The sequence below is a fragment of the Massilia aurea genome (assembly GCF_040790145.1).
Taxonomy (GTDB): domain Bacteria; phylum Pseudomonadota; class Gammaproteobacteria; order Burkholderiales; family Burkholderiaceae_D; genus Telluria; species Telluria aurea_C.
On sequence record NZ_JBFMMP010000001.1, the window covers coordinates 338,228 to 353,182 of the forward strand.

Sequence of the window (14,955 nt, forward strand, 5' to 3'; positions counted from 1 at the left end):
CAAAGTCTGCCGCAACGTCATAACGGAAACACAATGAAAAGAATTTTACCTACCATCGTTTGTGTCCTAAGCCTCCCGGCGTCTGCAGCAGAGACAGCGAAGCCTGACCCACTGGCTCTCTGCGAAGTCGCAGGGGCAGCGTATGGTGCTCAGAAAGAGCTGGTGGCAAGCGTAGCTTCGCGGCTCGTTGCCAGGCCTGGACTGACCTCCAATGACACTAAGTGCGGTCCGATTTGGCGAGAGGCATACCAGATTGGCCGAAAAATAGTTCAGGGCGACCTTGGCTCTGAATCCGAAATGCAAGTGATCCTTCGTATGCAGGCATTCGAGACCAAAGTACTCGATGCAGTTATCGAGAAGATCAGCTTCTGAGCCCGGAGAACCATGCGCAAGCCAAAATCTGTGGACTCGCTTGATGCCCTGGGCAGAGTTCGTTTGTCGCGGAATTTCTACATGCGGGAATTCTTGTACAGTGAAATTGCTGCCATGTACGGTATCGCAAATGTGCCTGATGACCCAGATCTGGCGGTCTACGTCGGAAAACAGTTGTGCGAACATCTGCTTGAACCATTGAATGCCACATTCGGTAGGGTCGTCCTACGGTCGTCGTACAGGTCGGTCGCAGTCAACGATCTTGGGGTTGGACGGCACAACTGCGCCAAGTCTGAAAGTAACTTCGCAGGGCATATCTGGGACCGTCGTGACAACAAGGGCCGATGTGGCGCGACTGCATGCATCGCTATTCCTTGGTTCACCGATCGCTACGCAAAGGGCGCAGACTGGCGTTCGTTGGCATACTGGATCCATGATCACCTACCTTATAGCGAACTTGAATTTTTCGATGGCGCAGGTATGTGCACCTTCAACTTGTCGTGGCATGAAAAACCGAAGAAGACTGTCACGAGCTATATCGTGAATAAGCAGACTCTGCTGAAGAATGCCCATAACGAGCGTGGCTTTTTGGATTGGTATGCCGACTTCCCCGCTTGCGTTTCGGAAAATCTTTAGGAAGCTCAAGTGCGCCATTCAATCCTTGTGCCCATCCCGGAGCTCGATCTGGCGGCAAAACTGCTGGATGCGTCAGCATCAGCAATGCTTACTGGCAGACTCTCCTTAGCAGCGAGCTTGCTCGTCCAGGCCGACCTACCAGAAATCATGAATTATGCACGACGTGCAGTTGGCCCCTTGAGTATCGAAGTGCACAAGATTACAAAACGCCCCAAGTGCCTCCCTCATCGTGAGCGGCATCCAATCAGGATGCCCGACGCTATCGCTCAGCGCGCCATCTTCAAACGGGATGGATGGCGCTGCCGCTTTTGCGGAACGAAGGTAATTTGCAAAGGGGCACGTGCAGTGATTGCAAACGCGTTCGTGATTGAGGCACGTTGGACAAGCAAAGAGTATCAAAGACACTCAGCTCTCTACGCACTGGCATCTTCGCTTGACCACGTAGTGCCACACGGCCGAGGCGGAAAAAATGAGGATTCAAACTTCGTGACTTCGTGTTATTGCTGTCAGTTCGGGCGAGGTGAGTGGACACTCGAAGAAGCTGAACTTTACGATCCGAGGCTGCGAGAACCCGTATGTGACGGATGGGATGGCTTGTCGCGACTGGCGGCCTACAGCACACAACCCTAACTTAAATCCGACGTCATATGCCGATAGTTGTGGTCGAGGGAAAACTGATGAAGAAGGTTGAGGCTAACAAACATGCCGGGTCTTGCATTGCGATGCTTGATGCCGGGAACGTGGCGGCCGCCCTTGCATATTGCGCCGCCCAACAAAGTCGAGGAGGGTGGCCGGAAACCCAGCGTTGCCGAATTCATCCAGGTCTTGGTTAACTAGCTTGCGGATCAGCTTCGGGGTGAAGCTACGACTGAGGTCGACGTAGTGCGCACCCGAATGGTTGAACTATAGGAAGCCCACGAACATGTCCAGGCTGCCCTGGAATCGCAGTTAATCGAATTGCGGTAATCGCTGGAGGTCGTGCCCCGCCTATCGGCATCGACCGAGCAGGACCTGGCCGCTCTAAAGGACAGCTCAGCTTTAAACAATTTGACCGGGATACTGCGAAACAGCGCAGTCGAGATCTTGGCGGAAGAGTCGCCGACGCCGAGCGGCACCAGGCTTCACTGGAGGAAAAGCACCTGCACGCACGTGTTTCGCTGGAACACTATCGAACCACTTCAAAGGAGCAGCGTGAGCAGGAAAACCGACCCAATGAACAGCAGGTCCAGAACTTGCAGGTCGAACTGCGGCAGGTCTAGCTCGTGCCAAGGATTGCACCGAACTCCGGCAGCAAAAGGCCGTGCTCGGAGTCTAGCTGGACGGCGCAAAAGGTGCGATCGCGTTGGGCGAGCGCTTAGCCAAGCTCGACAAGACTGTTGAACATCGCGGTCGCTCGCTCTAAGCTGAACTATGTCCCTACGGTCAATGCACTTGGAAGGAAATTCGTTAGATTGCTGCTGCCGGAGGGGCAACTAACAGATTTACAGTACTCGTACCTAAATCAGGTGACGTAATTTTCGACTAAGTGATTGAATTGTTTGGGATACGTGCAAAAGTCATCTATTTTGAGTACTTTGGCACTTCTCTCGTCGGCAACATTGTACCTAAATATGGTGACTTAGTAGACGGGATCGAATTCAAACCTAAACACTTAGACTTAGCGCACATCCCCGCATTTTCCTTGACCTGCTAGTTAGCAAGACGTTGGCAGCACAGGGCAAATCGAAACCAGCTCAGCTTTCAAATATCCTCGCAATAGTCACCCTCCGTACGAAGTTCAAGCTTCATGGATTTAGCAAAACATCGAGCATCAGTCGCATTCAATTTTCCTATCGAAATACCAATTTCCAGGAGTAATCATAATGCTCCTTGGTAGAGCTGCCGACGCGGCTACGCCGATTTAATCCAAAGTTAGTCATTGATGTCGGAAAAAGTTACTTTTCAGGTGCTTGGCGCGGAAGATCGCTGCGGGACGGACCCACTGTCCTCGTAGGGATGGCGAAACCGAACCCTAGGCCAAGCAGCGTCGCCTTAAAGGTTAGTTTTGAGCGATTCTTCTAGACGTTATCTAGATAATCCGTAGTTGGTTTTTGACGTTGGAAAAAGTTACTTTGCAGGTCTGCACGCGAAGGCCCTCTGCCAGACAGATGCTCTGTCCTCGTAGAGATGGAGAAACGGAACCCTCGGGCCAAGCAACGACGCCCCAAAAGTTAGTTTTTGGCGAATCGACCAGACGTTATCTAGACATCTGCCCTCATGAGCACCGCGTTCTTGTCTCGCGACTGAATATACGCGGTGCAGCCTTTGAAACACGTACCCAGATATTATCTGGGGCGGTCTTCGTGGCAGAAAAAGCAGTATCTCCAGTATTATCTAAACCCAGAAAATATTTTGCTTGCGGAATACCGAAAGCAGTTGTATAAACTGCATTCGCACTCACAATCAGCATCCGCTTTAAAACATGCGAGCAGCCGAAACTAACTTTGGCAGTGAATTGTACGCCCTAAGAATTCGTACAGGCGTGACGCAAGCAGACGTCGCCTCTCGTGCTGGATTGGGTAGAGGCTACTACTCGCAGCTGGAAAATTCAAGAAAGGGGCCGCCTTCGACGCTCCTCTTGTGCCGCATCGTCGAGGCGCTAGAACTGAGCGACGCTGAGTCGCACCGTTTGTTCGCTGTCGCGGTTGCAGATCGGTGCGCCGCAACTTGCCACAGTTCTGTGGCCTCGATCTCTATAGCACCACTCGTGAAGTCATTGATTCAATCAGCGCCCAGGATTACACACGAGCAAACGGTGCGTATCGCAGCGATCCTTAAGGAGGAATAAATGTAGAAAACGACGAACCCCCTACAACTGAGATCCGCCGCTTTCTGGCCGAGATAGTATCTTCGAACGTGGAAATTCTAAGATATCGCTCTCCGGCCGGACGGTCAACTGTTGTTTTCAAAAAAGCTGCATCCGTCTATTAACAGGAGGGTAGAGCAATGGTGAAAGCAGTCTTAGAACGCGTTTCCTCAAGTGCGCATGCTCGGGAAACTCTTACGCCTTTGTCCGCGATACGCAAACGCGCGGCCAAGGTATCGAATCTCTGGATCTTCGATTCCCCCAAGAATAATCGGCGCCTTACCGTGTCCGGTGACGTGCCCTTCATGCACTTGATGCTACTTGAAGGTGATACGGGCGTTGCTGGTTACGAACTCGTCGATGATCCTTTTAAAGTTGCTTCAAACAATGATGCCGGCTATGTCAGGGTACGCAGCCGCGACGGCGATGAGCATTGGATCGTCATAGCTCGTTCTGGTCGCTCTTCACCAGGCAAGGACAGTGGTCCTTCGATTTCGGAGAACTTGCGAGAGAAGGCATCATTGGCCGGTGTCGAAGTTCATGCGCGTAGCGAACTTGAACTGCTTGGGAAGGAAGTCTTCCTGGACAACTGGCTCATGCTCTGCGCAATCATGACCCGTGCCAAAGCATATCCCACGTATCGTGAAACCGAGCTGTTCTTAGCATTAATGTCACGACACGGCGCGTTACGCGTACAGGATGTCTTGGCCGACGCCCGGGCCGATCGAAGCATCATGCTTGCCGTGGTGGCCAGGGCGCTCCAGGACGGCACGGTGCATAGCGATCTGACTCGCCGCCTATTCGGGACTCACTCGCAACTCGACCGGGTGCGGTCATGAGTGTCCCACGTAGCCGGACCCTTATTCCTGCTGCCTTTGCGGACTTGTCGCGGTGGCCAGCACCTGATGAGGAAGTCCTGAATGAAGAGATCCTGCGTATTTACCGACCTCGTAAGCTGGCTGTCGCAATGTATGCGGACGGAGTAGCGCACGAACAGATCACAGCTGCTACGGCGATACCGCGCCAGAAGATTTTCTACCTGGTTGGCCGATGCATGGCTGGTGGTGAGGACGGCACGATCGCCGGCTTTCGTGCGCTGGTGCCTTGGAAGCGTTTACGCGGCTACGAGCGCCGTGCTCCAGTTGTCCATGAGCTAGGTGAAGGATCGGGGGGGTGTGCAGGTGCTCTATCGCAGCTGTTCGCGCGATTTCCCGAAGTGGAGCTACACATTCGGAACCGCTTTCTTGGCACTGGAGAGCGTTCGGTTCGAGTAGTTCGGATCAGCTACGCCGAGCTTCATGGTGAATTTCTTGACCAGCTACGCTCACTGGGTTTTACGTCAGAGGACTGGCCATTCAGTACGAAGAACTGCGGATACAAGTCTCTTCGGCAATTTTGTATTGGTTTGCTGAGCGAGAACGCAACGCGCTGGTTCTCGGCTCGCTCTGGAGAGGAAGCGGCGCGTCGACATGGGATCGGGTCTGGGCGGCGCAGCCTTTTTCCGCAGCTTCGCGGCTATGGGGCATGCCAACTAGACTTTCATAAGGTCGACGCAGGTTCAGTTCTGATCCTGGAGACCGAAGATGGCGGACGATTACCAGTACCGCTTGCTCGCTGGCACATCGGCTTTCTTATTGAGGAGCGATGGAATCTTGTGCTGGGCGCGTTTGTAGCGCTCGAGGGGAACCCGAGCGGGGACAGTGTGCTAGAGGTGGTCGAGTCCGCGATACGTCCACCGGCCGAAGAAAGCGATGCGGCTACTTGCCCATTAACTATTGACGGCAAGGTTTTCCCCATACAAATCATGCCCGAGATAGCGTTCCAGGGCTTCGGCGTCCTGAAAATGGATAACGCATGGTCGAATGCGGCGACCGAAGTCGTCGATAACATTATCCGTACACTCGGTTGTGCGATCAACTTCGGTCCGGTCAAGGCGTGGTGGCGTAGGCATCCAGTTGAAAGGATTTTTGGCAAACTGAGCGAGCGTGGTTTAAAAAGACTGCCTTCCACATTCGGGTCTGGGCCAAAAGACACGCGCCGCAATAAGCCCGTCGAGCAGGCCGTGAAGTTCGAGATCACCATACGTGACCTCATTGATGTCATTTATGCCTGCATCAGAGAGCACAACGAGGAAGGGAATGAGGGTAACAATTTCTCTTCGCCGATAGGAGCGCTCCAGCATGGCTTGAATCGCTCCGATTCGGGAGTGTTTCTGCAGCCTTTACCCATTCCGGCGCAGCAAGACTTGAAGCTTCTTTCTCATGTCGAAGTTGTTAAGGTTTGCGGCAGCCGCAAGAATAACATCCGGCCTCATGTGACTCTCGGGCGATGGAAATATACAAACGCCGCGCTTGCGAACGCCTACGACCTCATCGACCGGCAACTCATCGTCTACTGCGATCGACGCGATGTCCAGGTCGCAAATGCGACCGTACTCGAGACGGGCGAACAGCTCGGCGCTCTGCAGGGCCCGGCGAACAAGCGAGGAGACCATATTTCGTGGCGCAACCGTGCACTTATGAACCAGGCAGGTCTGTCGCAACGCCTGCATGAGAATTCGACGTCAGTAGCGGCACGCTGGTGCGATGGGAAGGCCGACGAGCTGCGCGAACGCAGCAAGCGTGCTCGAAACGCCAAGCGCGCTTCTAAGGAAGCGCTCTCCCTTTCCAAGGTCCAGGCCGATCAAAAGCGCATCGGTGATAAAGCGGCAGTAGGGGACTCACTGATACCTTCGCCGCCTTCAATCTCGCCCAAGACCGGTAGCTTCTTCGATTTCGAAGCTCCCAAGACTGGTCCTACTTACTTAGGAGATTAAATTGACTGCCTTCGCTGACCTACTGACGATCGACCATCCGGCATTTAATCGAAATACTGTCCTATTGACGGAACCAATCAAGGAACTCTACCAAATCGTCCGCCACATCCTGCTCGTGCGCGAAAGCGGTTGCTGTTTCACTGCGCAAAGCGGTGTAGGAAAGACTCGCGCGCTCGTACTACTTGAACATTTACTGCGTGACCGCATGCCCGAATTGGTGGTGATCCGGCATAACAGTTGGAACCAGCAAGTTTCATCGATCCGCGCATTCTTCAAGCATTTTCTTACTGCGGTAGGTCACCCGGAACTTCGTGGCGAGACCTTCGACCTGCGCCACCGACTTGTGCGACGCCTTATTGATCTGGCCCGGGTATATCAGTCACCGTTCGTCGTGCTCCTTATCGACGAAGCAAATGCTATGCGTCTCGAAGATTTTCTCTTCCTGAAAGACATCTACAACGAGTTGGACCGTGAAGGCGTCCAGTTGGTAACGATCATGATGGGACAGGACCCAGATTTTTCCGACGTTATCGGCAACCTTCGGGAAATGGGCAAGTCTGATCTCATCTCTAGATTTGCTCGGCGCCGTCAATCGTTTCGAGCATTCTCGTATAAGGAGGATGTGGCGTCAATTTTTGCTCAGTATGACAGTTCCGTCTGGCCAGCTGAAACTTCCCAGACCTGGACCCAGTTTTTTATGCCGACTGCCTGGGACGCTGGATTTCGGCTGGAGAACGAGACCATGAGGTTTTTCGAAGCTGTGAAAAAATGTTCCCCGCATTCGGTGCACAAAGTCGGTTTTCCAGCCCGACAGTTCTTCACGGCACTACGGCGCTATCTCACGGTCCAGCACCATCGCGACGCGCCCGATGTGTTGCCAAGCTCGGACGCTTGGGACGAAGCTGTTGACTTTGCACTTCTGGCGGACTCAATTGCCGAAATGAAAGGTGAAGCTAAGCGGGCACAAGGGAGACCGCGATGAAAATTTACGATAACGCCGTTAGAGAGTTTCCTTCCAACGCCGCGCTCGATCTGGTTCCCTTGCCGGAAGAATCGATGGTCTCCTCAATATGGCGATTCGCATGGCGTAACGGCCTCGGAGTGAAAGAACTGCTTACCCATTGCACGCACGGTGCGGGCTATCAGAAAGAGCATGCCACTTTTTCTTATAAGCGTGGTTTCGACCCGGACGTGTTCAGTCACAGCAGCTGGTGGATTGATGAGTCGAGCGAAAAAGAGGTATTCGGATCATCATCTGAGAAACATAGGTCTATATGGTGGAATACTGCGTTTCGCTATTGTCCCCTATGTCTAGGGCATCTTTATCACAGCTTTTGGCATCAATCGAAGTTCCTCTCCCACTGCCCGCTAGATGGAGCTGCACTGCGCGATACTTGTTACTCGTGTGGCAAGCATTTGCCCACTTACGGATTTCATCAAGAGATCCTAAGCAGGCCATACGTCTGCCCGCACTGCAACGGTCCCATCTCAGGCGTTGGATTGAGCGTGGATGCTCGGTTGGAGATACAGCAAAGCAAAAGGGAATACGCGCGGGCTTTTGAAAGTCTTGATCATTGGTGGGAGGAGTCGACAGCAGCACGCAATCAGCTGGAATCATTTTTGTCTTCACGAGCATATCATTTCTCGCCGTGGTTGAGGCCTGAAACTACATTGCTACAGTGGGTTATTCACCAAGTCCCCCCGCCAGCAACGCTACCTTTCACGACACGCAAGGTTCCCCAACTCGTGGTCTTGACTTGGAAAATCGCTCTTGAACGATGCGACCCTATGAAAAGCGTCCTTTATCCAAAGCGTTGGAAAACTGAAAAACTTAATCTGGCACTAAAGGTTTATCGTGCAACGCTACGACGGTTACTTCGCGTAATCGCAGAATCGGAACCGTTCGAGGATGAGGACTATGTTCGTCATCGAGCCGAATCCATCAGAGACCTTCTGAATTCTCCGAGCGGCTGCAACGTGAAATTATTAGCCTTCATCATGCTCAGAAATAGCTACGAGACCTATTTTAGTGTGATGCATGCATCGCCAGACCAAGCAGATTTCCAGGAATGGAATGTGGGATTCCCTTATGGAAATGAGTTTGCACAGCGGGTAAGGATATGTTGGCGGGCGCAGTTCATCGCTGAGTATGCAGCGTTCTATTGGTGGCTAGTCGCTGTGCGGGATGGGAGGAAAAGAGTTGGCGATTTCAGAAGAGCAACGGCGACAATGAGTCATATTGATGTGAAGTTTGACGGAAGTAATGGTGACTATATTATTGGTAAGGTCGCCTTCCCAGCTGTTGATGGACTTCGCCTTATTCTGTCTCCCTGATGCCATAGGTGGGTGAAACCGGATAATAAAGTAGCTTCCATGACCGGTGGTGGCAGCTCGCCACCTACCGGTCAGCCATTCATGCAACAAAAGCGCTTTACCGCTACCTCAGTTTAAGGATCCGGCGCGCACCAGTGAGCACGATGACGGCGATGACGGTGCCCACAACAAGATCGGGGTAAGGCGAACCAGTCCAGGTAACCAACACTCCAGCAGCGATCACGCCGAGATTGGCGATAACGTCGTTGGCGGAAAATATATAACTTGCCTTCATATGCGCACCCCGATCACGTTTCTTGGCGATCAAAATCAGGCAGGCAGCGTTAGCAATGAGGGCTACTGTTCCGACACTCATCATCAAAACAGATTCGGGTTCACTGCCAAAGAAGAAACGTCGAACCACTTCACTCAACGCACCTAGTGCGAGCACGAGTTGAAGCCACCCAGCTACGTGGGCCGCACGAGTTTTTAGCGCAGCCGCGCGCCCAACAGCGTATAAAGCTAAACCATAGACTGCTGCATCGGCGAACATGTCGAGCGAATCGGCTACTAATCCTGCGGATTCTGCAATCAACCCCCATCCGAGTTCGACCACGAACATTACAGCATTTATAGCCAGCAGCAGCCGCAACGTTTTCGCCTCTGACGCGTCTCCGGCTTTATCGGAGCCGCTAGTCGATTGGGACAGGTCTGGTCGGGAACCAATCAGGTGGGCGCCCAAGTCTAACCGTGTCAGCTTCGACAATATAGGATCGATGTTTCCCGAGTGTGCTACGTGGAGCTGCCGTGCAGAGAGATCGAAGTTGAGCGAATGAATGCCGTCGACATCTGCTACCGCCATGCGAATCATGTTTTCCTCAGACGGGCAGTCCATCTTCGGTATTGCGAGCGTGCTGATCGTGCGTTGTACGGTAGAGCGTGGCTCAGCCGGACGTGAGCTGCGAAGCTCCACCCCCAGTCGCAAAGGTTGAAGGACGTCCAGAAGGATATCTGCGCTCCCACGGTGGAGCACTGTGACGGTTCGGGTATTGAGGTCGAAAGCGACATGATCGATGCCGTCGACTTTGTCCAAAGCCATCCGAATCAAGTTTTCTTCAGACGGACAGTCCATTTTGGAGACGAACAGCTCGGTTTCAAAGCCGCTTGAAGGCGTGGTCTGATTTTGTGTCATGAAAGTGAGTTTTTTGGTGGCTGGTTATTGGAGGGTAAACCTTCAACCAGCTTCAAGGTCAAGTGTGCTCAGGACCTGTGATTGGCACCACGCTGAGTGAGCTACCCGGCTTGTCCCGCCGGCGCGAGGGCATCAATGATCCCGCAATCGGCAAATCGGCCGCCCCGGCATGAAATCAGCAGACGGGAAAGGTGTTCTTTCAATAAGTTGAGGTCTCTGATCTTTTGTTCGACCTCGGCAAGGTGTTGTTCTGTCAGCGCTGTCACGGCGCAGCAGTCGCCGTCTCGCTGGTCGGAGAAGGCCAACAGGCTTCGAACCTGGTCGACCGTGAACCCGATCTCCCGTGCACGGCGAACAAAGCTCAGGCGTGCTACATCCTCGCTCCCGTACAGCCGGTAGTTGCTGCCAGAGCGGGATGGAGAGTCGAGCAACCCGATTTTCTCGTAATAGCGAATTGTCGCTGGGGGCATCTGCGCCGCAGCGGACAGCTGTCCTATCGTAAATGTGCGTGACATCTTCTCGACATTAAAGTGGCTTTAAGGTTTATAAATCTCATTTATTAATTCGTCAAGCGAATCCAATCAGGCGCATTGAGATCAACGCTTCCGTCGCCATGGCCCTAGTGGCCATGTGTATGGCCGCAGGCTCTGCCATTGCTGAGAGCACCCCATTGACACTTGCCGAAGCCGTCGCCCGAGCCGGTAGCCAGGCACCGCAGTTGAAGGGCGCCGAAGCGGCCTTGCACGTGGCCGATGCCATTGTGCGCCAGTCTGGACTTCGATCGAACCCGACCCTTTCCCTTGAGGCCGAAAATGTCATGGGATCGCGACGTTACTCCGGTTTCGGTGGAGGAGAAAAGGCGGTCCGGCTATCGATGCCTCTAGAGCTCGGAGGTAAGCGGAGCGCCAGGATGCGCGTGGCACAGTCGCAGCGGGCCGCTGCCGGCATTGGGGCGCGCTCTGCTGAAGCGGAGCTGACAGTTCGGATTACCGAAGCGTTCGTTACCCTTGCTGCCAGCGAGCGCTATGTTGCAATCGCTAATGCTGGTCATGAGCTGGCAGCGCGTGCTCACCATGCAGCACGTGAAAGGGTACCGGACATCACCAATACGCAGGTGCAGATCAACGTCGTCGCACCAGCGCTCGCGCCGGCCGACGTCGAACGGCAGGTCACCTATCCGATCGAAACGGCGTTTGCCGGCATTCCCGGACTGGAATCCACGCGCTCGCTGAAGCGCGTGAATGCATCAATGCCGACGCGCGGCCGCCGGCCGGTGCATGGATTACCTGGGGCGGACAGGTTGAAAACCTCGAGCGTGCGCGGATGCGCCTGGCGGTCGTAGTACCGGCCTGCTTCGCACTCATCTTGGTGCTGTTTTATTCTGCCGTCGGTTCCTAGCGCGCTGCCGCGGTCGTGTTCACGGGCGTGCCTCTCGCCGGGATCAGGCGTATCGCCGCACTCTGATCGCGTGGCCTGCCATTTTCGATTTCGGCGGCCGTCGGATTCATCGCATTGTCCGGTGTTGCCGTCCTCAATGGGCTGGTGATGGCGGGTTTGATCGACGACCTGGCGAAACAGCTTCCGTGGGCCGAAGCGGTGCCCGAAGGTGCGCTGCGACGCCTGCGCCCCGTCTCAATGACGGCATTGGTCGCGTCGCTGGGCTTCGTGCCGATGGCATTGGCAACCGGCGCCGGCGCCGAGGTGCATCGGCCGTTGGCCACCGTCGTGATCAGTGGCTTGATCTCCGCCATGATCCTGACGCCGTTCGTGCTGCCAACGCTTTACCAGCGCTTCGCCCGTCCGCCCGAGAACGTGGCGGAGGGAATTTAATCAATCCGGCAGAGTGAACGCAACGACTCGGGCATTGGGAGGAATCACGTGAAAGCGTAGTACGACCTGTTCATCGTCGGCGCGGGTTCAGGCGATTACATCGCCGCAATCCGCGCCGGACAGCTCGGCTTGTCCGTGGCCTGCATCGAATCGAATCCTTACGCCGCACCCGACGGCCAGGCGCCCCGGCGGAACCTGCCTAAACGTGGGAAGCATCCCGAGGATCCCCCAAGCACGGCCAAGGCGGCGCTTACAAAATAGATTGGAATCTGATTCGGTCCAAGCTTTCGCGGTTCAAGCTGTTTAGCTCCCGGCGAAAACGTCATGGTTGCATGCGTCGAGCCAGGTGAGGCTCAAGCTGAAGATTGCTCCGGCTAGCATCGGTCGCGATGCCAGCTGCGAGCGTCCGCTTACTATTTGCGGACCTTCATCAGATTGAAGCCGAAGCCAAGACCAGCCGCCAGGAGCAGGGCCAGTTGCGCCGCATAAGTCTCTATCGTCGGGTAGAGGCCGAGAACTGGCATCCGCGGTCCCGTGACCGGTGTGGCCGTCAGCCATCCGGCTTCCTGCAGCCCTGCGATTCCTTTTCCGACCAGGACAACTGCCAGGGCGGCCACCAGCACGGAGCTGAACGAGAAGAATTTACCGATCGGCATGCGTGCACTGGTACGCAGGAAAATTACGGCGATCACCGACAGCAGGACCAGGCCTGTAACGAATCCTGCCAGCAGGGCGGTGCCGTTGCCGTCAGCGGCGAGCGCCGAGTAGAACAGGACCGTTTCGAAGACTTCACGGTACACCGCGATGAACGCCAGGGCAAACAAGGCCCATGCGGAGCGTTTTTCCATCGCTGCCGTCAAATGCTGCTTGAGGTAGGCTTGCCACTGTCCGGCCTGGCCTTTCTGGTGCATCCATAGTCCGACCGACAGCAGCACCGCGGCAGCGAATAGCGACGAGAGGCCCTCGGTCACTTCACGGCTTGCGCCACTGATGCTGACCACATAGGTGGCCACCACCCATGTCAAGGCGCCTGCCGCCAGCGCCGAGATCCAGCCTGCGTGCACGTAGTGCAAGGCTTGTGGACGCTCCGCTTTGCGCAGGAACGCGACCATCGCGATCACAATCAACAAGGCTTCGACACCTTCGCGCAGGAGAATGGTCAACGCGCCCACGAACACCGTCGTCGCATCGGTCTTGTTCGCGCCGGTAAGCTCCTCGACACGCACGAAATACGCGTCGAGTTGCGCGGCGTATTCGGTCGCACGCAACACGTTGCCTTGTGCAACCGCGCCCCGGTACAGCTGCATGGTTCGCTCAACGTCGACCAGCAACTGGCGGTCAGTCGCATCGAGCCTCGCCTCGAGCGGCTCGAAACCGTCCAGGTAGGCCGATAAAGCAAGCTCGGTAGCCTTCGACCGCTGGTTATTTTTCAAGGTATCCAGACTGTCTTGCAGCAGCTTGCGCGCAAGAACGATGCCCTTGCGTTCTTGCTGCTCCAGTACCACCCCGGGGTGGGTACGTGCATAGGCCAGAACCGACCGCGCGGTCGACGATGAGCTTGCCTTCGCCAGTTCTTCTTCGGTTGCCGTCACGAGCGTGTTCATGTCGGGAATCGTGGCAGACGCGGAGCTGCTCTGGGCGAATGCAGACTCTCCGGCTGCGATGTCCGTGTCCTTGAACGCCAGGCGGCCGACATAGAACGCCAGAGACCAGCGGTCATGCTCGGACAAGCCTGCAAAGGCCGGCATCGATGTGCCCTCGACACCCTGGCTGATGACCTGATACAGGGCCATGAGAGAGCGCGAGCGGGCTCTTTCCTCATCGGTAAATGCGATCGGTTTGGGTTCGAGCTTGGCCGCGAGTGCCCCATCGCCGGCGCCGGCCGCTCCATGGCATGAAGCGCATTGCGCCTGGTACAGCGCCGCACCGCGGGCCAGATCGGGCAGGGCGCGCGGCGCAACAGGGAAGGGGTAGGCCTGCAGCAGCAAACGGTTTGCCTCGCGCGCAAGCTGGGCAACCTGTTGCGGCGATTCCTTGCGCTCGACCGCCTGCTTTAGTTTTATGGTGGCAGCTGCCAGTTCTGCATGCAGGGGATGCGGAGGCAATGCCTTCACCTGGTTCTGCGCGCGCGTCGAGAACTCCTGCATTTCGCCGTATTCGAGTTCGCTGACAATCGCTCCGTTCTGGACCGCGCCGGCGTAATCGACGGCGACATAATCGAGCAACTGCCAGAGCTGTCGGACTTCCGCTTCCGATGATGTGGGATTAGCGTGTGTCGTACCGATCACGCAGCAGCAGAACATTACGAAGGCGATTAGCCGACGCCAAACGGGGTACGTCATATCGGGATACTTGTCTTCAGGTTCGAGAACCTGATATTAAACACCTTCTAGCTACTTGAAGGTCAAGCGCATTGTTGCGGCTGTTCGCTGATTCGGCAATGCAGTGATGGCGCGGAAAGTCCAGGGCTGGTCAATGGCGCCCAAGCCTTGCTGGCTCGTCGCAAGCGTCGGCAGTGCCGAGCGCCTGCAGGATTTCACATGGGTTTGTGCTGTCGGTGGCGACGCAACGGCTCCTGAGGTCTCTGAGCTGCGCTTCCAGTACTGACAGGTTTGCTATACGGTCGACGATGTGCCCGATGTGCTTGTCGAGTAGCGCGTTGACGCTCTCGCAATTTTTTCCGGGCGCCTCGCGAAAATCGAGCAGCGTCCGGATCTCATCGAGTGTCATGTCCAAGGCGCGGCAATGGCGAATGAACAGCAAGCGCTCAGCGTGAAGCTCGTTATAGGCTCGATAATTGTTTGCCGACCTCTCAGGCGGAGCGAGCAATCCGATGCGCTCATAGTAGCGGATGGTTTCAACCAAGCAGCCTGACCGGTCTGCCAATTCGCCAATTTTCAAGAAAAATCCCGCTACTTTAACTTAGTGCTTGACCCCGTACCCGCTACAGGG

The 14,955-nt window shown here is 55.3% G+C and carries 12 protein-coding genes and 1 pseudogene; 9 read left to right on the forward strand and 4 right to left on the reverse strand.

All coding sequences use genetic code 11. The features are described 5' to 3' along the window. Positions 1-384: 384 nt before the first annotated feature. The 6 genes from AB2N08_RS01420 (at position 385) to AB2N08_RS01445 (ending at position 9,002) form a co-directional block, all read left to right on the forward strand. Positions 385-1,008: a hypothetical protein gene (locus AB2N08_RS01420; protein WP_367608845.1), complete on the forward strand. Its 624-nt coding sequence runs from the start codon at positions 385-387 to the stop codon at positions 1,006-1,008. 2,461 nt (positions 1,009-3,469) lie between these two features. Continuing rightward, the gene (locus AB2N08_RS01425; protein WP_367608846.1) at positions 3,470-3,835 is read left to right on the forward strand and encodes a helix-turn-helix domain-containing protein; all 366 of its coding nucleotides are present in this window, start codon (positions 3,470-3,472) and stop codon (positions 3,833-3,835) included. A gap of 158 nt (positions 3,836-3,993) precedes the next feature. Beyond that, complete coding sequence (locus AB2N08_RS01430) at positions 3,994-4,692, forward strand: hypothetical protein (RefSeq protein ID WP_367608847.1); 699 nt, start codon at positions 3,994-3,996, stop codon at positions 4,690-4,692. Then, the gene (locus AB2N08_RS01435; protein ID WP_367608848.1) at positions 4,689-6,668 is read left to right on the forward strand and encodes a hypothetical protein; all 1,980 of its coding nucleotides are present in this window, start codon (positions 4,689-4,691) and stop codon (positions 6,666-6,668) included. The genes AB2N08_RS01430 and AB2N08_RS01435 overlap by 4 nt, the downstream gene beginning before the upstream one ends. A gap of 1 nt (position 6,669) precedes the next feature. Beyond that, positions 6,670-7,650 carry an ATP-binding protein gene (locus tag AB2N08_RS01440; protein ID WP_367608849.1) on the forward strand — a complete coding sequence of 327 codons (981 nt, stop codon included), beginning with the start codon at positions 6,670-6,672 and terminating at the stop codon, positions 7,648-7,650. Further along, positions 7,647-9,002: a TniQ family protein gene (locus AB2N08_RS01445; protein WP_367608850.1), complete on the forward strand. Its 1,356-nt coding sequence runs from the start codon at positions 7,647-7,649 to the stop codon at positions 9,000-9,002. The genes AB2N08_RS01440 and AB2N08_RS01445 overlap by 4 nt, the downstream gene beginning before the upstream one ends. Before the next feature lie 103 nt (positions 9,003-9,105). On the opposite strand, the gene AB2N08_RS01450 is transcribed toward AB2N08_RS01445, so the two are convergent. Both AB2N08_RS01450 and AB2N08_RS01455 read right to left on the reverse strand, forming a co-directional pair. Next, a complete protein-coding gene (locus AB2N08_RS01450) occupies positions 9,106-10,173 on the reverse strand; it encodes a cation transporter (RefSeq protein WP_367608851.1) in 1,068 nt (355 codons plus the stop codon). Between the two features lie 101 nt (positions 10,174-10,274). Continuing rightward, positions 10,275-10,688, reverse strand: a complete 414-nt coding sequence (locus AB2N08_RS01455; protein ID WP_040778152.1) for a MerR family transcriptional regulator — start codon at positions 10,686-10,688, stop codon at positions 10,275-10,277. Positions 10,689-10,807: 119 nt separating this feature from the next. On the opposite strand from AB2N08_RS01455, the gene AB2N08_RS01460 reads away from it, so the two are divergent. The 3 genes and pseudogenes from AB2N08_RS01460 to AB2N08_RS01470 all read left to right on the forward strand — a co-directional run. Continuing rightward, on the forward strand, positions 10,808-11,515 hold the full coding sequence (locus AB2N08_RS01460) for a TolC family protein (RefSeq protein WP_157225735.1): 708 nt from the start codon (positions 10,808-10,810) through the stop codon (positions 11,513-11,515). A 131-nt stretch (positions 11,516-11,646) separates the two neighbouring features. Next, positions 11,647-12,003, forward strand: coding sequence for an efflux RND transporter permease subunit (locus AB2N08_RS22925; RefSeq protein ID WP_307161710.1), 357 nt, complete (start codon positions 11,647-11,649; stop codon positions 12,001-12,003). A gap of 66 nt (positions 12,004-12,069) precedes the next feature. After that, positions 12,070-12,223 (forward strand): annotated as a pseudogene (locus AB2N08_RS01470) (dihydrolipoyl dehydrogenase); the annotation flags it as partial. A gap of 193 nt (positions 12,224-12,416) precedes the next feature. On the opposite strand, the gene AB2N08_RS01475 reads toward AB2N08_RS01470, so the two are convergent. Together AB2N08_RS01475 and cadR are read right to left on the reverse strand one after the other, a co-directional pair. After that, positions 12,417-14,345: a cytochrome c/FTR1 family iron permease gene (locus AB2N08_RS01475; RefSeq protein WP_147934249.1), complete on the reverse strand. Its 1,929-nt coding sequence runs from the start codon at positions 14,343-14,345 to the stop codon at positions 12,417-12,419. 130 nt (positions 14,346-14,475) lie between these two features. Then, complete coding sequence (gene cadR, locus AB2N08_RS01480) at positions 14,476-14,904, reverse strand: Cd(II)/Pb(II)-responsive transcriptional regulator (protein WP_005670935.1); 429 nt, start codon at positions 14,902-14,904, stop codon at positions 14,476-14,478. Positions 14,905-14,955: the final 51 nt, after the last annotated feature.